We start from the raw sequence: 22,697 nt of genomic DNA, 5'->3' as shown, positions 1-22,697 counted from the left end.
AGTCATTCGACTGGCATTTTCATTTTAAGGCTTAAGCAATTATGCCTGGCCTTTGATCTCTTTCAGACCGTTGTATGGTGCTTTTTCGCCCAGTGCTTCTTCGATACGAATCAGCTGGTTGTATTTAGCAACACGGTCAGAACGGCTCATAGAACCGGTTTTGATCTGGCCTGCAGCGGTACCAACAGCCAGGTCGGCAATGGTAGCGTCTTCAGTTTCGCCAGAACGGTGAGAGATAACAGCGGTGTAGCCAGCGTCTTTCGCCATTTTGATCGCAGCCAGAGTTTCGGTCAGAGAACCGATCTGGTTGAATTTGATCAGGATGGAGTTAACGATGCCTTTCTCGATGCCTTCTTTCAGGATCTTGGTGTTGGTTACGAACAGGTCGTCACCAACCAGCTGGATTTTGTCGCCCAGTACTTTAGTCTGGTATGCGAAGCCAGCCCAGTCAGACTCGTCCAGACCGTCTTCGATAGAGACGATTGGGTACTGTTTGGTCAGGTCTTCCAGGAAGTGAGTGAACTCTTCGGAGGTGAACGCTTTGTTGCCTTCGCCAGCCAGAACGTATTTACCGTCTTTGTAGAATTCAGATGCTGCACAGTCCATCGCCAGGGTGATGTCTTTGCCCAGCTCGTAGCCAGCAGCTTTTACTGCTTCTGCGATAACAGCCAGTGCTTCTGCGTTAGAACCCAGGTTTGGCGCATAGCCACCTTCGTCACCAACAGCAGTGTTCATACCTTTAGCTTTCAGAACCTTAGCCAGGTTGTGGAACACTTCAGAACCCATACGTACCGCTTCTTTCAGGGATTTCGCGCCAACTGGCTGAATCATGAATTCCTGAATATCAACGTTGTTGTCTGCGTGCTCACCACCGTTGATGATGTTCATCATTGGTACAGGCATGGAGTATTTGCCTGGGGTGCCGTTCAGTTCAGCGATGTGCTCGAACAGTGGCTGACCTTTCGCTGCTGCAGCTGCTTTGGCGTTCGCCAGGGAAACAGCCAGGATTGCGTTCGCACCGAAGTTAGATTTGTTTTCAGTACCGTCCAGATCGATCATGATCTTGTCGATGCCAGCCTGGTCTTTGGCGTCTTTGCCAAGGATTGCCTGAGCAATCGGACCGTTTACAGCGCCAACCGCTTTCAGTACGCCTTTGCCCAGGAAGCGGGATTTGTCGCCATCGCGCAGTTCCAGCGCTTCGCGAGAACCGGTAGAAGCACCTGATGGAGCAGCAGCCATACCAACGAAACCACCTTCCAGGTGAACTTCGGCTTCAACGGTCGGGTTACCACGGGAGTCGATGATTTCACGACCGATGACTTTAACGATTTTGGACATTAGATTTTCCTCAGTACAAGTTAAACTAAAACTCCAGACAAACAACGCGTACCAAAGGTACGCGTTGCCGTTCTAACTTTTTTTACTTCGCCTGACGCTTCTGGTAATCGCTGGCGGCCTTCACGAAGCCTGCAAACAGCGGGTGCCCATCACGCGGCGTTGAAGTAAATTCCGGGTGGAACTGGCAGGCGACAAACCAAGGATGGTTTGGCACTTCAATGATCTCGACTAACTGATCATCCCCGGAGCGGCCCGCAACACGCAGGCCCGCAGCTTCAATAGGTTTCAACAACATGTTGTTGACTTCATAGCGGTGACGATGGCGCTCGGTGATGACCGGCTCGCCATACAGCTTGCGAACCACGCTATCGTCAGACAGCTGGCAGGCCTGTGCGCCAAGACGCATGGTGCCACCCAGATCGCTTTTCTCGGTACGGACTTCGACGTTACCTTCTTCGTCACGCCATTCAGTGATAAGCGCCACCACAGGGTACTTACAGTCTGGCACAAATTCCGTAGAGTTCGCGTTTTCCATTCCCGCTACGTTGCGCGCGAATTCGATCAGCGCAACCTGCATACCCAGACAGATGCCGAGGTATGGGATATTGTTTTCACGCGCATAGCGCGCGGTGGCGATCTTGCCTTCTACACCACGGTAGCCGAAGCCGCCAGGGATAAGGATAGCATCCAGATCTTTCAGGATTTCAACGCCACGCGTTTCTACATCCTGCGAATCAATCAGCTTGATGTTCACGGAGACACGGTTCTTCAGACCACCGTGTTTCAGCGCTTCGATCACTGACTTATAGGCATCCGGCAGTTCAATGTACTTGCCGACCATACCGATAGTCACTTCGCCAGCCGGGTTGGCTTCTTCATAAATAACCTGTTCCCATTCAGACAGGTTAGCTTCCGGACAGTTCAAGCTGAATCGTTTACAAATATAATCGTCCAGGCCCTGCGATTTCAACAGGCCCGGGATTTTATAAATGGAATCGACATCTTTCATTGAAATAACGGCTTTTTCAGGCACGTTACAGAACAATGCAATTTTCGCACGTTCGTTCGCCGGAACCGCGCGATCGGAGCGGCAAACCAGGATATCTGGCTGAATACCAATAGAGAGCAGCTCTTTCACAGAGTGCTGAGTCGGCTTGGTTTTCACTTCACCTGCGGCGGCCATGTACGGCACCAGGGTCAGGTGCATGAACAGCGCGTTTTCACGGCCAATATCTACCGCCAGCTGACGAATCGCTTCCAGGAATGGCAGGGATTCGATATCACCCACGGTACCGCCGATTTCAACCAGCACCACGTCGTGGCCTTCGCCACCCGCAACAATGCGTTCTTTGATTGCGTTAGTGATGTGCGGGATAACCTGAACGGTTGCACCCAGGTAGTCACCACGGCGCTCTTTACGCAGAACGTCGGAGTAGATGCGGCCAGTCGTGAAGTTGTTACGACGGGTCATTTTGGTGCGGATGAAACGCTCGTAGTGGCCAAGATCCAAATCGGTTTCAGCGCCGTCTTCAGTAACGAACACTTCCCCGTGTTGGATTGGGCTCATGGTGCCCGGATCGACGTTGATGTACGGATCCAGTTTCATCATGGTCACATTGAGGCCACGGGCTTCAAGAATGGCTGCGAGGGAGGCTGCGGCAATGCCTTTACCCAGAGAGGATACGACCCCGCCGGTCACAAAAATATAGTTCGTTGTCATGCTGAACCTGAGAAGTTAGGGTGAAACGATGGAATAACCAGGACGGGAAAGTAGTATACCCGAACACGGCGAGCGCCACAAACTTTCATTCTCCGTCTCCATTCCAGGCCATGACAAACATAAGGAGTGAGAAAATAGCCCCTTTTGGGTAAATGTTTTTGACGCAAATCAAGCGCTTGTCATTTAAAAAATCACACAAATTGCGCTTGATCGCAAAATCTCGTTAGAGATCAGATTCCTGGCGCTTTACTTCCTGCCAGACTTCTTCCATTGCCTCGAGGTCAATGCCGGTCATGTCCAGGCCTCGCGAGGCCACAATCCGCTCAACTTCGCGAAAGCGTCGTTCGAATTTTATGTTGGCTTTTTGCAGTGCGGTTTCCGCTTTTACACCCAGGTGGCGAGAAAGGTTGACGGTCGCAAACAGCAGGTCGCCCATCTCTTCCTCAAGCTTTGCTTCATCCACCACCGCCTGCTGCGCTTCGTGCATGACCTCATCAATCTCTTCGTGCACTTTATCCAGCACCGGGCCGAGGGAGGTCCAGTCAAAACCCACTGCTGAGCAGCGTTTCTGGATTTTATGCGCGCGCATCAGCGCGGGCAGGCTCAGCGGAATATCATCCAGTGCCGAGTGCTGAGATTTTTCCGCCCGTTCGGCGCTTTTGATCTGCTCCCAGCGGGCCAGCACTTCCGCGCTGTTCCCGGCGGTGGCATCGCCAAAGATATGGGGGTGACGGCGCTCCAGCTTGTCGCTGATGGCAGCGCAGATATCGTCAAAGTTAAAGCGCCCTTCTTCCTGCGCCATTTGCGCATAGAACACCACCTGGAACAGCAGATCGCCCAGCTCGCCGCGCAGGTCGTCAAAATCTTCGCGGGAAATCGCGTCCAGCACCTCATAGGTCTCTTCAAGGGTGTAAGGGGCGATGGTGGCGAAAGTCTGCTCTTTGTCCCACGGACAGCCGTTTTCCGGGTCGCGCAGGCGTTTCATGATGCCGAGCAGGCGGTCGATTTGAGTCATAGTTTTTTCCATTAAAAAACAAGCCGGGTGGCGGCAAAGCCTTACCCGGCCTACAGAAGAGTGTGTTTAACCGCCGTGCAGACGACGCGCGTCAATCACATCCGGCACCTGGTTCAGTTTGCCGAGCACGCGGCCCAGCACCTGCAGGTTGTAGATTTCGATAGTCATATCGATGGTGGCAAGCTGCTCGCGGGTATCGCTGCGGCTGGCGACGCCCAGCACGTTGACCTTCTCGTTGGCGAGAATGGTCGTGATGTCGCGCAGCAGGCCGCTGCGGTCGTTGGCAGTGACGCGCACCACCAGCGAATAGCCAGCGGAATAGCTCTCACCCCAGACCGCTTCCACGATGCGCTCCGGCGCATGCGACTGCAGCTCGGCAAGCTGATCGCAGTCGGAACGGTGAATCGAAATCCCGCGTCCCTGGGTGATAAAGCCGACGATATCGTCGCCCGGGATCGGCTGGCAGCAGCGGGCAATGTGGTGCATCAGGTTACCGACGCCTTCAACCACCACGCGACCGTTGTCTTTGCTGCGCTGCTGCGGCGCATAGGTTTTCTGCTGCAGCTGCTTCAGCGCCGCCGCGTCCTGCTCAGCCGCGCTTGGCTTATTGAACTGCGCCTGCAGGAAGTTCACCATCTGATTCAGACGGATATCACCGCCGCCAATGGCCGCTAACAGCTCGTCAAGCTCGTTGAAGTTGTAGCGCGGCAGCAGGAATTTCTCCGCCTCTTTCAGGCTTATCCCAATATGCTCCAGCTCGTCGTCAAGGATCTGGCGACCGGCAAGAATGTTCTTGTCACGATCCTGTTTACGGAACCAGGCGTGAATTTTCGAGCGCCCGCGGCTGGTAGTGACGTAGCCCAGGTTAGGGTTAAGCCAGTCACGGCTCGGGTTGGGCTGCTTCTGAGTAATGATTTCAATCTGGTCACCCATCTGCAGCTGGTAGGTGAACGGTACGATGCGTCCGCCGATTTTCGCCCCGATGCAGCGGTGTCCCACATCGCTGTGGATGTGGTAGGCAAAATCGAGCGGCGTAGAGCCCGCAGGCAGGTCGACAACGTCCCCTTTCGGGGTAAAGACATAGACGCGGTCGTCAAAGACCTGGCTGCGCACTTCGTCGAGCATCTCGCCGGAATCGGCCATCTCTTCCTGCCACGCAATCAGCTTGCGCAGCCAGGCAATGCGGTCTTCATGTCCTGAACGCGCCCCGCCGGAGGTACCTTCTTTGTATTTCCAGTGCGCGGCCACGCCCAGCTCGGCGTCTTCGTGCATCTGCTTGGTGCGGATCTGAATCTCAACCGTTTTGCCGCCAGGGCCAAGCACAACGGTATGGATAGACTGATAGCCGTTCGGTTTGGGGTTGGCGACATAGTCATCGAACTCATCGGGCAGATGACGGAAGTGAGTGTGTACTATCCCCAGCGCGGCGTAGCAGTCCTGCAGACGCTCCGCCACGATACGCACGGCGCGCACGTCAAACAGCTCGTCAAAGGCGAGGTGTTTCTTCTGCATTTTGCGCCAGATGCTGTAGATATGCTTAGGCCGCCCGTAGACTTCGGCGCGCACGTTCTCTTCCTTCATCGCCTGGCGCAGGCCGCCGACAAATTCCTCGATATAGTGCTCGCGATCGATACGACGCTCATGCAGGAGTTTGGCAATACGTTTATATTCCGCCGGGTGCAGGTAGCGGAAGCAGTAATCTTCCAGCTCCCATTTCAGCTGACCGATCCCTAAGCGGTTCGCCAGCGGCGCATAGATGTTTGTACACTCTTTGGCAGCCAGCACTCGCTCGTCTTCCGGCGCATCCTTCACCTCACGCAGGTGGGCAATACGTTCGGCAAGCTTGATGACCACGCAGCGGAAGTCATCCACCATGGCCAACAGCATCCGTCGAACGTTATCGACCTGTTCAGAGGAGACGGAATCGGTATGGGCAGCTTTAAGCTGGCGGATAGCCGCCATATCGCGCACGCCGTGGATCAGCGCGACGACGGATGTCCCGACGCTGTCGCGCAGCACGTCTTCGCTGACCACGTCCGCATCCGCGAGGGGGAAGAGAAGCGCGGCCTGCAGCGTTTCGATGTCCATGTTCAGCATGGACAGGATTTCAACCATCTCCACGCCGCGCCACAGGAGAAGATCGGCGTCCGAATGCCCCTGCGTGGTGCGCAGACAATAGGCCCAGGTTTCGGTTAAGCGTTCACACGACTGCTGGCTGGAAATTCCCAGACTTGCGATCCATTTTTGTGGGTCAAACTCCCCAGCTTTATTGAGATGTGCACTTCTTACCGCAACCATTGTCCTCTCCTTTAGGGACCAGGGCCTGTCGAAGTCGACAAGCCAAACAAATTAGATGTGCTCGAACAACACCATCGATTCCAGATGACCAGTGTGCGGGAACATGTCCAGCATTGCCAGACGCTGAATCTGGTAACCCGCGCTGATTAATGCCTCACTGTCCCGGGCAAGCGTTGCCGGGTTACAGGAAACATAGACCACACGCTTCGGCGCGAGTTTAATAATATGTGCCATCACACCCGGGGCACCGGCACGCGCCGGGTCGAGCAAAATTTTATCAAAGCCCTGTTTTGCCCACGGCTGTTGGGTGACATCTTCCTCAAGATTTTGATGAAAGAATGTCACATTTTGCAAGCCGTTCTGCTGTGCGTTCTCCTGCCCTTTAGCCACCAGCGCCTCAACGCCTTCCACGCCGACGACGCTGGCCGCTTTTCGCGCCAACGGCAGCGTGAAGTTGCCCATTCCGCAGAACAGATCGAGCACCCGATCGCTTTTCTGAACATCCAGCCACGTCAGCGCTTTCTCAACCATCTGCTGGTTTACGCCATCATTCACCTGAATGAAATCCCTCGGGCTGAACGTTAAGCGTAGCCCGTTTGACGCATACCAGGGCGCCTCACCGGTAACCTGCTCAAGTATCTCGCTTTGTGGTGCAAGGAAAAGCGCCAGGTCGTGGGAATGCGAAAAGCGTTCCAGTTTTTCGCGATCTTTTTTCGACAGCGGCGCGGTATGGCGCAGGACCATCAGCGGTCCATTGTTGGCCATGACCAGTTCGACATGTCCGAGGTGGCGAACGCCGTCCAGTCCGGAGAGACAGGTGCGCACATCCGGAAGCAACGCCTCAAGATGGGGCACCAAAATAGGGCACTGCTTCACATCGACGATGTCACTGGAGCCGGCCTTGCGAAACCCCATCTCCAGCCGCGCCGTTTTTGGCTGATAGCTGAGGCTCAGGCGCGCGCGCCGACGGTAGCCCCAGGGCTCGTCGGCAAGAATTTCGTTAACGTCATGTTTAAGCTGACGCGCCAGCGCGCGGCTTTTGCTTTTTTGCTGTAATTCTGTGCTCGCGTGCTGTTGCTGGCAGCCCCCGCAAACGCCAAAATGTGGGCAGCGGGGCTTCACGCGCTCCGGGCTATCGTTGAGGCGACGCTTAACCTGTCCGCGCGCGAACTGGCGTTTATCTTCCGTCAGCGTAATTTCTGCTCGTTCTGTAGGCAGTAAACCTGTTATAAACAGAGCCTTACCATTGTGACGTGCCACTCCCTGACCAAACGGATCGAGGTCCGTGGCTTCAACAGTGATGATTTGACGCGTCGTCACGCGTCGCTTTGCAGAGTAGAATTGCGCCATCGCCGAGATTTTTCTCACATAAACATAATTATCTTAATTGTCCCATAACGGAACGCCATGACCAACTACAGCCTGCGCGCGCGCATGATGATTTTGATCCTCGCCCCCACCGTTCTCATCGGTTTGCTGCTGAGTATCTTCTTTGTGGTGCACCGCTATAACGATTTGCAGCGACAGCTGGAGGATGCAGGCGCCAGCATTATCGAACCGCTTGCCGTTTCCAGCGAGTACGGCATGAACCTGCAAAACCGCGAATCCATTGGTCAGTTAATCAGCGTACTCCACCGCCGCCACTCGGACATCGTACGCGCCATTTCCGTTTACGACGAACATAACCGCCTGTTTGTCACCTCGAATTTTCATCTCGATCCGGCGGCGCTGAAGATCCCCGACGGTACACCGTTCCCGCGCCACCTCACCGTATTGCGGCGCGGCGATATCATGATCCTGCGCACGCCGATCGTATCGGAAAGCTATTCACCCGATGAGTCCGCGCAATCCGACGCAAAATCCAGCAACAATATGCTGGGGTACGTGGCGCTGGAGCTGGATCTCAAGTCGGTCCGGCTACAGCAGTACAAAGAAATCTTCATCTCTGGCGTGATGATGCTGTTCTGCATTGGCATTGCGCTGATCTTCGGCTGGCGCCTCATGCGCGACGTGACGGGCCCCATCCGCAACATGGTTAACACGGTTGACCGCATCCGCCGGGGACAGCTCGACAGCCGGGTGGAAGGGTTTATGCTGGGCGAGCTGGATATGCTGAAGAACGGCATCAACTCGATGGCCATGTCGCTGGCGGCGTATCACGAAGAGATGCAGCACAACGTTGACCAGGCGACGTCGGACCTGCGCGAAACGCTGGAGCAGATGGAGATCCAGAACGTTGAGCTGGACCTGGCGAAAAAACGCGCTCAGGAAGCGGCACGTATTAAGTCGGAATTCCTGGCCAATATGTCGCACGAGCTGCGTACGCCGCTCAATGGCGTGATCGGCTTCACCCGCCTGACCCTGAAAAGCGAGCTCAACCCGACTCAGCGCGATCACCTGCACACCATCGAACGCTCGGCCAACAACCTGCTGGCGATCATCAACGACGTGCTGGACTTCTCCAAGCTGGAAGCGGGCAAACTGATCCTGGAGAGTATTCCCTTCCCGCTGCGCAGTACGCTAGATGAGGTGGTGACGCTGCTCGCGCACTCGTCGCACGACAAAGGCCTTGAGCTGACGCTCAACATTAAAAACGACGTGCCGGATAACGTTATTGGCGATCCGCTGCGTCTGCAGCAGGTCATTACCAACCTTGTCGGGAATGCCATTAAATTCACCGAAAGCGGTAACATCGACATTCTGGTAGAAAAACGCTCGATCAGCAGCAATAAGGTCCAGATTGAAGTCCAGATCCGCGATACCGGCATCGGTATTCCGGAGCGGGATCAGTCGCGTCTGTTCCAGGCGTTCCGCCAGGCGGATGCCAGTATCTCCCGCCGTCATGGCGGTACCGGCCTGGGGCTGGTGATCACGCAACGTCTGGTGAACGAGATGGGCGGCGATATCTCTTTCCACAGCCAGCCAAACCGCGGCTCAACCTTCTGGTTCCACATTAACCTGGATCTCAATCCGAACGTACTGACCGATGGCCCGGTGACGGACTGCCTGAAAGGCAAGCGTCTGGCCTACGTCGAACCTAACGCGGCGGCGGCGCAGTGCGCGCTCGATATTTTAAGCACCACGCCGTTGGAGGTGGTCTACAGCCCAACCTTCTCAGCGCTTGCCGTTGAGCACTACGATATTCTGCTGATGGGGATCCCGGTCACCTTCACCGGCGAACTGACCATGCAGCAGGAGCGGCTGGCGAAAGCCGCGTCAATGACCGACTACCTGCTGCTGGCGCTGCCCTGCCATGCCCAGCTCAATGCTGAAGAGTTGAAAAATGACGGGGCCGCCGCGTGTCTGCTGAAACCGCTCACCGCGACCCGCCTGCTGCCCGCGCTCACGGAGTATTGCCGTCTTAGCCAGCATGCCCTCCCGCTGATTGACGATGAGCAAAAATTACCGATGAGCGTGATGGCGGTGGATGATAATCCGGCCAACCTGAAGCTCATTGGCGTATTGCTTGAAGACCAGGTTCAGCATGTTGAACTGTGCACCAGCGGCGCGCAGGCGGTTGAACAGGCTAAGCAGATGCAGTTTGATTTGATACTGATGGATATTCAAATGCCGGGCATGGATGGCATTCGGGCCTGCGAGCTGATCCACCAGCTGCCGCATCAGCAGCAAACGCCGGTCATTGCGGTCACCGCGCACGCGATGGCCGGTCAGAAAGAGAAGCTGCTGAGCGCCGGAATGAATGATTATCTGGCGAAGCCAATCGATGAAGAGAAACTTCATAACCTGCTGTTACGCTATAAGCCGGGTCATATTGGCGGGACGTACACGGTATCCAGCGAGCCGGTTGAAATCAGCGTCAACCAGAACGCGACCTTTGACTGGCAGCTTGCTCTGCGCCAGGCGGCAGGTAAACCCGATTTGGCCCGCGAAATGCTGCAAATGCTGGTCGCGTTTCTGCCGGAAATTCGCAATAAGGTGGAAGAGCAGCTGGTGGGTGAAAACCCGGAAGACCTGCTGGACGCGATCCACAAGCTGCACGGCAGCTGCGGTTACAGCGGCGTGCCGCGGCTGAAAAACCTTTGCCAGCTGCTGGAGCAGCAGCTTCGCGCCGGTACGCCGGAATCGGAGCTTGAACCGGAGTTCCTGGAGCTGCTGGATGAGATGGATAACGTAACGCGGGAAGCGATGAAGGTGCTGGGGAACTGAGGTAAAAGCCCGGTGGCGCTACGGTATGAACCGGAAACATGGGTAACACTTTAGACCGGATACATGGGTAACAGTTATAACTGGCATAGAAGAGGAGACTCGCTATGCCCTGGACTGAGACCCGACCTATGCAACGCCTTGATTTTATCCGTGCCTGCCATGCAGGTACGGACTCCTTCTCCGCTCTTTGCCGTCTTTTTGGCATCAGCCGTAAACCGGCTATAAATGGCTTCAGCGTTTTGACCCCTCTGACCTGTCATCTCTCTCTGACCGGTCGCGCGCGCCACACTCCCACTCCCGGACGGTTACTGATGATATCGCCGGACACCTGACTGCCCTGCGTCAAAAACACCCTGACTGGGGCCCCAAAAAACTGCGGATGTGGCTGCTCAATCATCACGTCGATTTTACCGTCCCTGCTGCCAGCACTATCGGCGATATCCTCAAGCGTGAAGGCCTGGTTCCGGATAAAAAGCGAAAACGCAGAACCCCGGGTAATCGCCAGCCCCTGACCACCATCAGTGAGAACAATCAGGTCTGGAGCGCTGATTTTAAAGGCAAGTTCAGGCTGCTGAGCAGAGAGTACTGCCATCCCTTCACCCTGACCGACAATCACAGCCGGTATCTTCTGAGCTGCCGGGGAACGGACCGGGAGAGCGAGCCCTTCGTCAGGCAGTGCCTGACGGATGCATTCCTGGAGTACGGTCTGCCGGAAGTCCTGAGAACGGATAACGGTCAGCCGTTCGCGGGAACAGGTATCGCCGGGTTAAGTCGCCTTGCCGTCTGGCTGATAAAGCTGGGCATCAGACCGGAACGTATCAGAAAGGGGCATCCGGAAGAAAACGGCCGTCATGAGCGAATGCACCGCTCGCTGAAAAGTGCAGTGAAACAGGGCAACACCTTCATGACGATGGAAGAACAACAGCGGTGGTTCAGTGACTACCGGGAAGAGTTTAACCACGAAAGGCCGCATGAAGCCCTGGCGGGTGCAACGCCCGGAACGGTATGGAAACCCTCAGGCCGTCACTGGGATGGCAGGGTTCCTGAATATGTTTATCCGGAAGGAGGGACGGTCTACAGGGTGAAATCGAGGGGGACACTCTATATGGGGAAAAAGGGGACGGTGTTCCTGAGTGAAGCGCTGACTGATGAGTACATCATGCTGGAAGAACAAGATGATGGCCTTGAGGCCATCATCTTTAACGGAATAACGCTTGCGTACTATGACCGAAAAACCCAGAGTGTGCTCCGGATAGACTAAAAAGTGTTACCTATGTTCCCGGTCTGATCTGTCACCTATGTATCCGGTCATACACTACGCTTACCGGGCCTACAATTGCGGGTGCGGCCTGATGCCCTTACCCCGCCCCTCTCCCACGGGGAGAGGGAGAACTACATTCCCTGCCCCACCTTCAGCACCGCCGCGATATTCCTTGCGGCCATCCTGACGTTCTCGCTGGCATTTTCCAGCGCGTCTTCCAGTGAGCAGATCGTGTAGATCACGCTAAACACCGCATCAATGCCGTGATCGTGTACCACGCCAACGTCCGCCGTCAGGCTTCCTGCAATGCCGATGACGGGTTTGTTAAAGCGTTTTGCCACTTTCGCTACGCCCACCGGGACTTTGCCGTGGATCGTCTGGCTGTCGATGCGACCCTCTCCCGTGATCACCAGATCCGCATCGGCCACCTGGTCAGCCAGGTGTAGCGCATCGGTCACGATCTCAATGCCCTGGCGCAGCTGCGCGCCGCAAAAGGCGTACAGTGCGGCCCCCATGCCCCCCGCTGCGCCGCCGCCAGCAAGGTTTAGCACATCAATATCCAGATCCCGGGCAATGACCCTCGCATACTGTGCCAGCGCGTTGTCCAGGGTAGCGATCATCTCGGGAGTAGCCCCTTTTTGCGGGCCAAATACGGCTGACGCGCCATCCTTTCCGGTGAGCGGATTCGTCACATCACAGGCGACTTCTATCCGGCACTCCGCCAGACGTCTGTCCAGCCCGCTCAGGTCGATACGCGCGAGTTTTCCCAGCTCGCCCCCGCCCTGTCCAAGGGGCTGCTCGCTGGCGTCCAGAAGCTTTGCCCCCAACGCCTGCACCATCCCTGCTCCGCCGTCATTGGTGGCGCTGCCGCCAATGCCAATGATGATATGCTTAACGCCCGCATCCAGCGCGTGACGGATAAGTTCGCCCGTGCCCCACGAGGTGGTTTTCAGGGGATTTCGCTGCGAAGGGACGACCAGCTCCAGGCCGCTTGCCGCCGCCATTTCAATAAAGGCACTCTGCTCGTCACCGGATAAGCCATAAAATCCTTCCACGCGCTCACCCAGCGGGCCGGTCACCGGAACGTTCACAATGCGTCCCTGCGTTGCCGCGATCATCGCCTCAACCGTTCCTTCGCCACCGTCCGCGACCGGCAGTTTGACGTAAACCGCCTCGGGAAAGATCTCGCGAAAACCACGTTCTATCGCTGTCGCAACCTCAAGCGCACTCAAACTTTCCTTATACGAGTCCGGTGCGATAACAATTTTCATAAGCCATCCTTACGCATAGTCGTTACGTTAAGCATACACCACGTAAAAGACCGCTCATGGGAGCGGTCCCAATGCGTTTATCGTACCATGCACGGACGTTTATTGTCGAATGTCCAGTCCGGGATCAGGTACTGCATCGCCATCGCGTCGTCGCGCGCGCCCAGACCGTGTTTCTGATACAGCTCGTGGGCCTTCATGACCTGGTCCATATCCAGCTCAACTCCCAGCCCCGGCGTGGAAGGCACCTGCACCATGCCACCTTTGATCTCAAACGGCTGCTTAGTCAGACGCTGGTTACCTTCCTGCCAGATCCAGTGCGTGTCGATAGCGGTAATCGTGCCCGGCGCGGCGGCGGCAACGTGCGTGAACATCGCCAGCGACACGTCGAAGTGGTTGTTAGAGTGCGAGCCCCAGGTCAGGCCAAACTCGTGGCACATCTGCGCCACGCGCACCGACCCCTGCATCGTCCAGAAGTGCGGGTCCGCCAGCGGAATGTCGACAGACTGCAATGACAGGGTGTGTCCCATCTGACGCCAGTCTGTCGCAATCATATTGGTCGCGGTCGGCAGCCCCGTTGCGCGGCGGAATTCCGCCATGACTTCACGTCCTGAGAAGCCTTGTTCAGCACCGCAGGGATCCTCCGCATACGCCAGCACGCCCTTCAGCTGCTTACCAATTTTGATCGCTTCATCAAGCGACCATGCGCCATTCGGATCCAGCGTCACGCGCGCCTGCGGGAAACGTTTTGCCAGCGCGGTGACGGCTTCCGCCTCTTCCTCACCGGCCAGCACGCCGCCCTTCAGTTTGAAATCATTGAAGCCATATTTTTCGTAAGCGGCTTCCGCCAGGCGCACCACCGCATCCGGGGTCATCGCCTCGTCGTGGCGGAGTCGGTACCAGTCGCATTGTTCATCCGACTGGCTCTGATAAGGCAGTGGCGTCAACCTGCGGTCGCCGACAAAGAACAGATAGCCCAGCATTTCCACTTCGCTGCGCTGCTGGCCCTCGCCCAATAGCGACGCAACGTTAACGCCCAGATGCTGACCCAGCAGATCCAACATGGCGGATTCAATCCCGGTCACCACATGAATGGTGGTGCGCAGATCGAAGGTCTGCAGGCCACGCCCTCCGGCATCGCGATCGGCAAAGGTGTTGCGCACGGTGTTGAGGACATTTTTGTACTCACCCAGCGTTTTGCCCACCACCAGCGGAATGGCATCTTCCAGCGTTTGGCGGATCTTCTCCCCGCCCGGAATTTCGCCCACGCCCGTATGGCCGGAATTGTCTTTGATGATGACAATGTTGCGGGTAAAGAATGGCGCATGCGCGCCGCTCAGGTTCATCAACATGCTGTCATGGCCCGCAACCGGAACGATCTGCATGGCGGTGACTACAGGGGTAGAAAAAGTACTCATCGTTCAATCCTTTTATCAGTGACGTCCGAAAACAGGGCGCTTACGGTCAAATGTCCAGCCGGGGATCAGGTACTGCATCGGGCCCGCGTCGTTACGCGCGCCGCCCGGTAGCTTTTTATACGCCTCATGGGCTTTATGGATCTGATCCCAGTCAATCTCCACGCCCAGGCCCGGCGCATCCGGTACGGCAATCTTGCCATTGATGATTTCCAGCGGATTTTTCGTCAGGCGAGCTTCCCCTTCCTGCCAAATCCAGTGGGTGTCGATGGCGGTCGGGTTACCCGGCGCCGCCGCGCCAACGTGGGTAAACATCGCCAGCGAAATGTCAAAGTGGTTGTTCGAGTGACAGCCCCAGGTCAGCCCACAGTCATCGCAGAGCTGCGCCACGCGCACTGCGCCTGAAAGCGTCCAGAAGTGCGGATCCGCCAGCGGAATGTCGACGGCATTCAGCATCACCGCGTGACCCATTTCACGCCAGTTGGTAGCGATCATATTGGTCGCTACAGGCAGCCCGGTGGCGCGGCGGAACTCGGCCATGACTTCACGGCCCGAGAAGCCTTGCTCCGCGCCGCAGGGGTCTTCCGCATAGGTCAGGACATCCCCCAGCCCTTTGCACAGGCTAATCGCTTCATCCAGCAGCCACGCGCCGTTGGGATCGACGGTGATCCGTGCATCCGCAAAGCGTTTTTTCAGCGCCCGGGTCGTTTCAATCTCCTGCTCGCCGGGCAGCACGCCGCCCTTCAGCTTGAAATCCTTAAAGCCGTAGCGATCCTGCGCCGCCTCGGCCAGCCGCACCACCGCGTCGCTGGAGAGCGCTTCCTGGTGGCGCAGCTGATACCAGTCGTGATCGCCCGAGGATCGCGCCAGATAGGGGAGATCGGTCTTATTGCGATCGCCAACGTAGAACAGATAGCCCAGCACGGTAACCGCATCGCGCTGCTTGCCTGGCCCCAGCAGCTCGCAAACCGGAACATTGAGTGCCTTACCCAGTAAATCGAGCAGGGCGGCCTCCAGGGCGGCGACCGCGTTGACCCGCAGTTCAAACGTCCAGGCACCTTTACCGAACGTATCAAAGTCTGCCGACTGGTTGCCCTTATGCACCCGCTGAACCACCTTGTTCAGACGGGCGACCTCCTGGCCCACCACCTGCGGAATGGCATCGACCAGCGTCTGGTAAATCACCTCTCCGCCAGGGGCCTCGCCCACGCCGGTATTCCCTGCGCTGTCTTTCAGCACGACGATATTACGGGTAAACCAGGCGTTATGCGCACCGCCAATATTGAGCAGCATGCTGTCCTGCCCGGCCACCGGGATGACCTTCATCTCCGTGACGGTTGGACTCGATTGCGTTGTCATCATCCACGCTCCGCTACAGGTTTAAGTTCGACGCGCTTGATATCCCCCACCAGCACCAGATAACTCAGTACCGCCACCAGCGCATGCACACCCACGTAGATCAGCGCACCGTTGAATGAGCCGGTGGTGCCGACGATGTAGCCGATAGCGATTGGCGTGACAATCCCGGAGATGTTGCCGAACATGTTGAACAGACCGCCGCTCAGGCCGCTGATCTCTTTCGGCGCCGTATCCGCCATCACCGCCCAGCCCAGCGCGCCAATGCCTTTGCCGAAGAAGGCCATCGCCATAAAGCCGATAATCATCCATTCGGCATTGACGTAGTTACAGAACACCATGGTCATGGAGAGCAGCATGCCGAGCACAATCGGCGTTTTACGCGCGATGTTCAGTGACCCCGTGCGGCGCATCAGCCAGTCGGAGATCACCCCGCCGAGCACGCCGCCGACGAAGCCGCAGATTGCCGGGACCGAGGCGACAAAGCCCGCTTTCAGAATCGACATGCCGCGTGCCTGCACCAGGTATACCGGGAACCAGGTGATGAAGAAGTAGGTTAAGGCGTTAATACAGTACTGGCCCAGATAGATGCCGATCATCATGCGCGAGCCGACGAGCTGCTTGATCTGCGCCCATTTCTGGCTGAACGGGACTTTTGCTTTTGCGGATTTCTGATCCATATTGATCAGCGCTCCGCCTTCCGCGATGTACTCCAGCTCCTTTTTGTTCACGCCAGGATGCTGGTTGGGTTCGTGGATCACTTTCAGCCAGACGAAGCTGATGACGATCCCAAGCCCGCCCATGAAGAAGAATACGTGTGACCAGCCCACCTCATGCGTCAGCCAGCCCATGATTGGCGCGAAGATCACCGTTGCGAAGTACTGTGCGGAGTTGAAAATCGCCACCGCCGTTCCCCTCTCCTGCGCCGGGAACCATGCCGCCACAATGCGGCTGTTCCCCGGGAAGGAAGGCGCTTCCGCTAACCCCACCAGGAAGCGCAGCGTGAAGAGCGCCACGATAATGCCGAAGCCGCTGAAGATATCAACGAAACCCTGCAACAGGGTAAACATCGACCAGATAAAGATGGACCAGAAATAGACGCGTTTAGATCCAAAACGGTCCAGCAGCCAGCCGCCAGGAATTTGCCCGATGACGTAGGCCCATGAGAATGCGGAGAAAACGTAACCCATGCCCACGGGATCAAGGCCGATATCTTTTGCCATTTCCGAACCGGCAATCGACAGCGTGGCGCGGTCACCATAGTTAAAGGACGTGACGATAAACAGCATCACCACTATCCAGTAGCGGGCGTTGGTGCGCTTTTCAGCGCTGCTCGCTGCGTGGCTTAATGTACTCATTGTTGCACTCCTGAAACATAGCTTTCGCCTGGTTCATTCTGTACAGCACCGGTAGGGTAATCAGAATGAGACTTGTGTTTTGTCGTTTTGGTACGGCCTGAAGCCGTTTTATAGTGACCGGGAAAGTATATGAAGGAGTGACACGTTCTCTCACCGTGCAGAAACACAGTATTGAAGGGTGTATGAGAGGTTGTTTATGGCATAAGCCCAAGGGAGTGGAAGGTGGTTCACGGAATTGAGGATTTGCTGCGGCTTCGTTGCCGGGTGGCGGCTAAGCCTTACCCGGCCTACATAACTATTTAAGGAGAGTTGCCCAGTGCTCGACCCACGGGTTTGATTCGCTTTCTGGCTCCGGGTGCTCCCCGGCATCAATCAGCAGCATCTCGCCGACGCGCTGGGCGCTCTGTTCCTGCAGGAGCGCATCGAACTGCTTGCCGCCGCCGCAGAAGTTGGCGTAAGAGCTGTCGCCCAGGGCAATGATGCCGTAGTGCACGTTCGGCTGATAGCCAAGCTGGTCTTTAATGCCCTGGAACAGCGGCACGATGCTGTCCGGCAGATCGCCCTGCCCGGTGGTGGAGGTCACCACCAGAATGTATTTATCTTGATACTTTTCCCAGTCCGCCAGTTCCGGGTCTTCATAGACCGTGGCTTTATGGCCCTGGCCGGCGAGTATTGCCTCAGCCTCTTCCGCTACCAGCAGCGAGTTGCCGTACATTGTGCCGACAAAAATGCCTACTTCAGCCATGATATTTTCCCATAATGAATGCGTTTACCGTTCATCCTGAACGTTGCCCGATACAAACTCAACCCTTTCATTTTCGGGGAGTTGTCCCAGCCAGCCAAACTGTGACAGCGCCTGCATCCAGACGTCGTCCAGCCCCGCACGGATAGTCAGCGGCTCGCCGGTAAACGGGTGCGTCAGGCTCAGCTCGCTCGCGTGCAGCATCAGACGATGGCAGCCAAAGTGTTCGGCCGCGCTGCGGTTCTGGCGCAAATCACCGTGTTTGCTGTCGCCAATAATCGGGTGGCGCAGGTGCGCGAGATGGCGTCGCAGCTGGTGCTTACGCCCGGTTTTAGGCAGAAGCTCAACCAGGCTGTAGCGTGTGGTCGGAAATTTGCTGGTTGCCACCGGCATTTCGGTCGTCGCCATGCCGCGATAATCCGTCACTGCGGGCTGCGGACCTTTGTCATCGCGGGCAAATTTATCGGCGATTTTGTCCAGCTCCTCCACCAGCGGGTAGTCCAGCGTGGCGGACTCGGTCAGCCAACCACGGACGATCGCATGGTAGCGCTTTTGCATCTGGTGCTGTTCGAACTGCTGTGACAGCAGGCGTCCCGCCTCGCTGGAAAGCCCCATCAGCAGCACGCCGGAGGTCGGCCTGTCGAGACGATGGGCGGTAAAAACATGCTGACCAATCTGGTCGCGAACGGTCTGCATCACCACCACTTTCTCATCACGATCGAGCCAGCTGCGGTGTACCAGCCAGCCTGACGGTTTATTTACCGCCACCAGCCACTCGTCCTGATAGAGGATCTCAAGCGTCATGCATCTTCACCGGCAAACAGGGTATCCAGTTTTTCCAGTTCGACCAGCATCACGTCGCGCGCAGGGTGCGTCGCCTCGAGCGCCATTTCATAGTAGGGAGAGACAGCAAACGCCTGCGGCAGCGGGTGACCGCCCTCAAGCAGAGCGTGCATGCGCGGAATTAACACCCACTGCAGCCACTCAAACGGGGCCAGCGTATCCAGGCAGAAGGGCTGGGTGCTCGCGAACGCTTCTGGCTGCGGCGCGGTCTCCTGCCACAGCTGATGTTGGCGCAAAAGGGCTTCGATGGCGTGCAACTGCGCACGAACGCTATCGTGTTGCGTCATAGTAACCTCAACTGAAAAAGTGAACGGCGCGCAGCATAGCATTGCGGAAGGCAGAAATAAAAAAAGGGAGCACTGTAAAAACAGTGCTCCCGGTTCGTTCCGCAGCATTCCAGCTACAATTCGTGCTCCCTGCTCATCCGTGACAACTTTTCCTGAAGCCCGAAGGCCTGGTCATCCGTAAACCGCTGCATCCTGCACACATCTTCCTGACGTGTTTGTTTCATCCTGAAACGTCCTGGCCTTCCTGACCCACCGACCATCCTGACCGGCTCTCGTTCTCCTTCCTGGAGGTGTCCCTTACGCATCCTGCGTTATCCACTTTGCTTCATCCTGAAGCCTTCCTGCAGCGTCATCCTGACGAGTCCTGTGTGAGAAACGTCATCATCCTGATGTTCGTTTTTCGTGTCGGCGTCCTGTCGACGGAGATAGAATCCGCTATTCCGCTTCGTCTTACAACCCACCCTTTCGGGGTTGTAAGCCGTAAGAAATCCCTAAAAACAATGCAGTAAAGCATTAATCCATTGAAAAATAGAGTGATATTAATCTGAATTAAATAAGGTAATACTGAATGTTCCAGCGATCTCTCACAAACCTTGTAAGAGATCTCTCACACGCGCTATAGCATCATGGATTACAGAAGTGGCTCAAGTCGGGTGAGGAAATCCGCAAGAGAGGGGGCGAGAGTCTCGCGATTGCGGGTACCGATAGTCTCTTTAACCACTTCACCTGACAGGTTGCAGACGGATAACACATCCAGTTCACTGTCCAGCGTGGCAATAAAGAGCGTCGGAGAAAGCTTAAGGCGTTTTTGCGTGACCAGATGACCAATCAGGTTTTCCTGAACACGCTGCAGATCGTCTTCGCTCCAGGTCTGCAACAGCGTCAGCGTGATATCAGCAAAGCGCGCGGGCATATCCCCTGCGAACTGCGTGGTATAAAACGCGTGAACCGCTGGTTGTACCACAATGTCCATCGCCCGTTCAACCGCATTTACATTTTGCTCGCCGGTATTGGGCTTCGGCTGCCAGATAACGTAGTCGTCGAGCGAAGAGATAATGCACGGCGAGGGTACGCCATATAAATCAGCACTTTGCGGCCACGAGCCCTGCTTTTCATGCCATGCGTCGCAATAGCGGGTCGTGAAGGTAGTGAGGGCATTTGCAGTTTCGATGTCCACCGATTTCTCTCTTCTTGTCAGACAGGATAAACTCAGCCCATAAGTGTACCTGTAAAGTGGCTATGAAACATGTCTTACGAAAATCATCAGGCGTTAACCGGCTTAACGCTGGGTAAATCGACCGATTACCGCGATACCTACGATGCAGGCCTGCTGCAGGGCGTGCCGCGCAGCCTGAATCGCGATCCTCTGGGTCTGCATGCGGACGCATTGCCGTTTGTCGGCGGCGATATCTGGACGCTGTACGAACTCTCCTGGCTCAACGCACGCGGTCTGCCGCAGGTGGCGGTGGGCCACGTTGAGCTGGATTACGCCAGCGTTAATCTCGTCGAGTCCAAAAGCTTTAAGCTCTATCTCAACAGTTATAACCAGACAAAATTCAACAGCTGGGACGACGTTCAGCACACCCTGGAACGTGATTTAAGCGCCTGCGCGCAGGGAAAGGTAAGCGTTTCACTGTATCGCCTGCACGAGCTGGAAGGGCAGCCGGTCGCCCACTTCAACGGGACCTGCATCGACGATCAGGATATTGAGGTGGAGAATTATGAATTCAGCGCCGATTACCTCGAAAACGCGGCGAGCGGAAAGGTGGTCGAAGAGACGCTGGTCAGCCATCTGCTGAAATCCAACTGCCTGATCACCCACCAGCCGGACTGGGGCTCGGTGCAGATCCAGTACCGCGGCCCGAAAATCGACCGGGAAAAATTGCTGCGCTACCTGGTGTCGTTCCGCCATCACAACGAATTCCACGAGCAGTGCGTGGAGCGTATCTTTAGCGATATTCAGCGTTTCTGCCAGCCAGAAAAACTGAGCGTTTATGCGCGCTACACCCGCCGTGGCGGTCTGGACATTAACCCGTGGCGCACCAACACCGATTTTGTGCCTGCGACGGGACGGCTGGTGCGTCAATAATATAAATATTTTCACAATATGCGCGGTATCTTCCGCGCTTTAGGTTGTGAAACGTCACGCGGCAGGGCTATTGTAATCAACAGGGAAAGACGATAATCGTCCCGTAAGGAGCTCACTTGATTACACATATTAGCCCGCTTGGCTCAATGGATATGTTGTCGCAGCTGGAAGTGGACATGCTTAAGCGCACGGCCAGCAGCGATCTTTATCAACTGTTTCGTAACTGTTCACTTGCCGTACTGAACTCCGGAAGCCTGACAGATAACAGTAAAGAACTGCTGTCCCGCTTCGAAAGCTTTGATATCAACGTGCTGCGCCGCGAGCGTGGCGTGAAGCTTGAAGTCATCAACCCGCCGGAAGAGGCCTTTGTCGACGGGCGCATCATTCGTTCACTTCAGGCTAACCTGTTTGCCGTGCTGCGTGACATCCTGTTTGTTAACGGGCAGATCCACAACGCAGGCCGTTTTCAGCATCTCGACCTGGAAAGCTCGGTCCATATTACCAACCTGGTGTTCTCCATTTTGCGTAACGCCCGTGCCCTGCACGTTGGTGAAGCGCCGAACATGGTCGTTTGCTGGGGCGGTCACTCCATTAACGAAACCGAATACCTTTATGCGCGTCGGGTAGGAACGCAGCTCGGCCTGCGCGAGCTGAACATCTGTACCGGCTGTGGTCCAGGTGCGATGGAAGCGCCGATGAAAGGTGCCGCAGTGGGGCACGCGCAGCAGCGTTATAAAGAAGGACGGTTTATCGGCATGACCGAGCCGTCAATTATCGCCGCTGAGCCGCCTAACCCGCTGGTTAACGAGCTGATTATCATGCCGGATATCGAGAAACGTCTTGAGGCGTTTGTCCGTATCGCCCACGGCATTATCATCTTCCCGGGCGGCGTGGGGACAGCGGAAGAGCTGCTCTATCTGCTGGGTATTCTGATGAATCCGGCCAACAAAGATCAGGTTCTGCCGCTGATCCTGACCGGGCCAAAAGAGAGCGCCGACTACTTCCGCGTGCTGGACGAGTTTATCGTGCACACGCTGGGTGAAGCCGCGCGTCGTCACTATCGCATCATCATTGACGATGCCGCAGAAGTGGCGCGCCAGATGAAGAAAGCAATGCCGCTGGTGAAAGAGAACCGTCGCGATACCGGCGATGCGTACAGCTTTAACTGGTCAATTCGCATCGCGCCAGACCTGCAGATCCCGTTCGAACCAACGCATGAAAATATGGCGAACCTGAAACTCTACCCGGACCAGCCGGTGGAAGTCCTGGCAGCCGATCTGCGTCGTGCCTTCTCCGGGATTGTGGCGGGCAACGTCAAAGAGATGGGCATCCGCGCCATTGAACAGTACGGGCCGTACAAGATCCACGGCGACCCGGAGATGATGCGCCGTATGGACGACATGCTGCAGGGCTTCGTCGCTCAGCACCGCATGAAGCTGCCGGGCTCTGCCTACATTCCTTGCTACGAAATCTGCACCTAACGCTTAGCAGCGTCTCATCAAAACCGGGTCGCCCTCTCGCGCGTCCCGGTTTTTTTTTA

The 22,697-nt window shown here is 56.3% G+C and carries 18 protein-coding genes; 5 read left to right on the top strand and 13 right to left on the bottom strand.

The window, feature by feature from the left end; translation table 11 throughout:
- Positions 1-39: 39 nt before the first annotated feature.
- From eno to rlmD, 5 genes are all read right to left on the bottom strand, one after another.
- Positions 40-1,338 (bottom strand): phosphopyruvate hydratase, encoded by a 1,299-nt coding sequence (gene eno, locus V4835_RS05105; RefSeq protein WP_010434599.1) that lies wholly within the window; start codon positions 1,336-1,338, stop codon positions 40-42.
- Between the two features lie 82 nt (positions 1,339-1,420).
- Positions 1,421-3,058, bottom strand: a complete 1,638-nt coding sequence (pyrG, locus tag V4835_RS05100) for a glutamine hydrolyzing CTP synthase (RefSeq protein WP_063144726.1) — start codon at positions 3,056-3,058, stop codon at positions 1,421-1,423.
- 223 nt (positions 3,059-3,281) lie between these two features.
- On the bottom strand, positions 3,282-4,073 hold the full coding sequence (gene mazG, locus V4835_RS05095) for a nucleoside triphosphate pyrophosphohydrolase (RefSeq protein WP_331411373.1): 792 nt from the start codon (positions 4,071-4,073) through the stop codon (positions 3,282-3,284).
- 66 nt (positions 4,074-4,139) lie between these two features.
- Complete coding sequence (gene relA, locus V4835_RS05090) at positions 4,140-6,371, bottom strand: GTP diphosphokinase (RefSeq protein WP_331411371.1); 2,232 nt, start codon at positions 6,369-6,371, stop codon at positions 4,140-4,142.
- Positions 6,372-6,422: 51 nt separating this feature from the next.
- The gene (gene rlmD / locus V4835_RS05085; RefSeq protein WP_148244309.1) at positions 6,423-7,721 is read right to left on the bottom strand and encodes a 23S rRNA (uracil(1939)-C(5))-methyltransferase RlmD; all 1,299 of its coding nucleotides are present in this window, start codon (positions 7,719-7,721) and stop codon (positions 6,423-6,425) included.
- 57 nt (positions 7,722-7,778) lie between these two features.
- Here rlmD and barA point away from each other — a divergent pair, with 57 nt between their 5' ends.
- From barA to V4835_RS05070, 3 genes are all read left to right on the top strand, one after another.
- Positions 7,779-10,538, top strand: coding sequence for a two-component sensor histidine kinase BarA (barA, locus tag V4835_RS05080; RefSeq protein WP_063144722.1), 2,760 nt, complete (start codon positions 7,779-7,781; stop codon positions 10,536-10,538).
- A gap of 104 nt (positions 10,539-10,642) precedes the next feature.
- Positions 10,643-10,870, top strand: a complete 228-nt coding sequence (locus V4835_RS05075) for a hypothetical protein (protein ID WP_331411369.1) — start codon at positions 10,643-10,645, stop codon at positions 10,868-10,870.
- Complete coding sequence (locus tag V4835_RS05070) at positions 10,792-11,799, top strand: DDE-type integrase/transposase/recombinase (RefSeq protein ID WP_331414086.1); 1,008 nt, start codon at positions 10,792-10,794, stop codon at positions 11,797-11,799. The genes V4835_RS05075 and V4835_RS05070 overlap by 79 nt, the downstream gene beginning before the upstream one ends.
- A gap of 131 nt (positions 11,800-11,930) precedes the next feature.
- Here the strand turns inward: V4835_RS05070 and V4835_RS05065 are convergent, their stop codons facing one another.
- From V4835_RS05065 to syd, 8 genes are all read right to left on the bottom strand, one after another.
- The gene (locus V4835_RS05065) at positions 11,931-13,070 is read right to left on the bottom strand and encodes a glycerate kinase (protein WP_331411368.1); all 1,140 of its coding nucleotides are present in this window, start codon (positions 13,068-13,070) and stop codon (positions 11,931-11,933) included.
- Positions 13,071-13,147: 77 nt separating this feature from the next.
- Positions 13,148-14,485, bottom strand: coding sequence for a glucarate dehydratase (gene gudD / locus V4835_RS05060; RefSeq protein ID WP_063144720.1), 1,338 nt, complete (start codon positions 14,483-14,485; stop codon positions 13,148-13,150).
- A gap of 15 nt (positions 14,486-14,500) precedes the next feature.
- Positions 14,501-15,841 (bottom strand): enolase C-terminal domain-like protein, encoded by a 1,341-nt coding sequence (locus V4835_RS05055; RefSeq protein ID WP_331414084.1) that lies wholly within the window; start codon positions 15,839-15,841, stop codon positions 14,501-14,503.
- A complete protein-coding gene (gene gudP / locus V4835_RS05050; protein WP_023309021.1) occupies positions 15,841-17,196 on the bottom strand; it encodes a galactarate/glucarate/glycerate transporter GudP in 1,356 nt (451 codons plus the stop codon). The genes V4835_RS05055 and gudP overlap by 1 nt, the downstream gene beginning before the upstream one ends.
- Positions 17,197-17,491: 295 nt before the next feature.
- Complete coding sequence (locus tag V4835_RS05045; RefSeq protein WP_331411365.1) at positions 17,492-17,941, bottom strand: flavodoxin; 450 nt, start codon at positions 17,939-17,941, stop codon at positions 17,492-17,494.
- Between the two features lie 24 nt (positions 17,942-17,965).
- The gene (gene truC / locus V4835_RS05040) at positions 17,966-18,742 is read right to left on the bottom strand and encodes a tRNA pseudouridine(65) synthase TruC (RefSeq protein ID WP_063144718.1); all 777 of its coding nucleotides are present in this window, start codon (positions 18,740-18,742) and stop codon (positions 17,966-17,968) included.
- Complete coding sequence (locus V4835_RS05035) at positions 18,739-19,068, bottom strand: YqcC family protein (RefSeq protein ID WP_063144717.1); 330 nt, start codon at positions 19,066-19,068, stop codon at positions 18,739-18,741. The genes truC and V4835_RS05035 overlap by 4 nt, the downstream gene beginning before the upstream one ends.
- 631 nt (positions 19,069-19,699) lie before the next feature.
- On the bottom strand, positions 19,700-20,245 hold the full coding sequence (gene syd / locus V4835_RS05030; protein ID WP_063144716.1) for a SecY-interacting protein: 546 nt from the start codon (positions 20,243-20,245) through the stop codon (positions 19,700-19,702).
- 69 nt (positions 20,246-20,314) lie between these two features.
- Between syd and queF the strand changes: the two genes are divergently transcribed.
- Positions 20,315-21,157, top strand: coding sequence for an NADPH-dependent 7-cyano-7-deazaguanine reductase QueF (gene queF / locus V4835_RS05025; RefSeq protein ID WP_063144715.1), 843 nt, complete (start codon positions 20,315-20,317; stop codon positions 21,155-21,157).
- Between the two features lie 116 nt (positions 21,158-21,273).
- Positions 21,274-22,638: a nucleotide 5'-monophosphate nucleosidase PpnN gene (gene ppnN, locus V4835_RS05020; protein WP_023309027.1), complete on the top strand. Its 1,365-nt coding sequence runs from the start codon at positions 21,274-21,276 to the stop codon at positions 22,636-22,638.
- The last annotated feature ends 59 nt before the right edge of the window (positions 22,639-22,697 follow it).

It is taken from the genome of Enterobacter cloacae complex sp. CARB60, assembly GCF_036487345.1.
Taxonomy (GTDB): domain Bacteria; phylum Pseudomonadota; class Gammaproteobacteria; order Enterobacterales; family Enterobacteriaceae; genus Enterobacter; species Enterobacter asburiae_D.
Note: the sequence above shows the minus strand (reverse complement) of the source record. Positions and strands in the feature narration are given on the sequence as shown.

What these genes read in the sequence shown, in the direction of transcription:
- eno (WP_010434599.1), bottom strand. Translation starts at nt 1,338, where the DNA reads ATGTCCAAAATCGTTAAAGTCATCGGTCGTGAAATCATCGACTCCCGT.
- pyrG (WP_063144726.1), bottom strand. Translation starts at nt 3,058, where the DNA reads ATGACAACGAACTATATTTTTGTGACCGGCGGGGTCGTATCCTCTCTG.
- mazG (WP_331411373.1), bottom strand. Translation starts at nt 4,073, where the DNA reads ATGACTCAAATCGACCGCCTGCTCGGCATCATGAAACGCCTGCGCGAC.
- relA (WP_331411371.1), bottom strand. Translation starts at nt 6,371, where the DNA reads ATGGTTGCGGTAAGAAGTGCACATCTCAATAAAGCTGGGGAGTTTGAC.
- rlmD (WP_148244309.1), bottom strand. Translation starts at nt 7,721, where the DNA reads ATGGCGCAATTCTACTCTGCAAAGCGACGCGTGACGACGCGTCAAATC.
- barA (WP_063144722.1), top strand. Translation starts at nt 7,779, where the DNA reads ATGACCAACTACAGCCTGCGCGCGCGCATGATGATTTTGATCCTCGCC.
- V4835_RS05075 (WP_331411369.1), top strand. Translation starts at nt 10,643, where the DNA reads ATGCCCTGGACTGAGACCCGACCTATGCAACGCCTTGATTTTATCCGT.
- V4835_RS05065 (WP_331411368.1), bottom strand. Translation starts at nt 13,070, where the DNA reads ATGAAAATTGTTATCGCACCGGACTCGTATAAGGAAAGTTTGAGTGCG.
- gudD (WP_063144720.1), bottom strand. Translation starts at nt 14,485, where the DNA reads ATGAGTACTTTTTCTACCCCTGTAGTCACCGCCATGCAGATCGTTCCG.
- V4835_RS05055 (WP_331414084.1), bottom strand. Translation starts at nt 15,841, where the DNA reads ATGACAACGCAATCGAGTCCAACCGTCACGGAGATGAAGGTCATCCCG.
- gudP (WP_023309021.1), bottom strand. Translation starts at nt 17,196, where the DNA reads ATGAGTACATTAAGCCACGCAGCGAGCAGCGCTGAAAAGCGCACCAAC.
- V4835_RS05045 (WP_331411365.1), bottom strand. Translation starts at nt 17,941, where the DNA reads ATGGCTGAAGTAGGCATTTTTGTCGGCACAATGTACGGCAACTCGCTG.
- truC (WP_063144718.1), bottom strand. Translation starts at nt 18,742, where the DNA reads ATGACGCTTGAGATCCTCTATCAGGACGAGTGGCTGGTGGCGGTAAAT.
- V4835_RS05035 (WP_063144717.1), bottom strand. Translation starts at nt 19,068, where the DNA reads ATGACGCAACACGATAGCGTTCGTGCGCAGTTGCACGCCATCGAAGCC.
- queF (WP_063144715.1), top strand. Translation starts at nt 20,315, where the DNA reads ATGTCTTACGAAAATCATCAGGCGTTAACCGGCTTAACGCTGGGTAAA.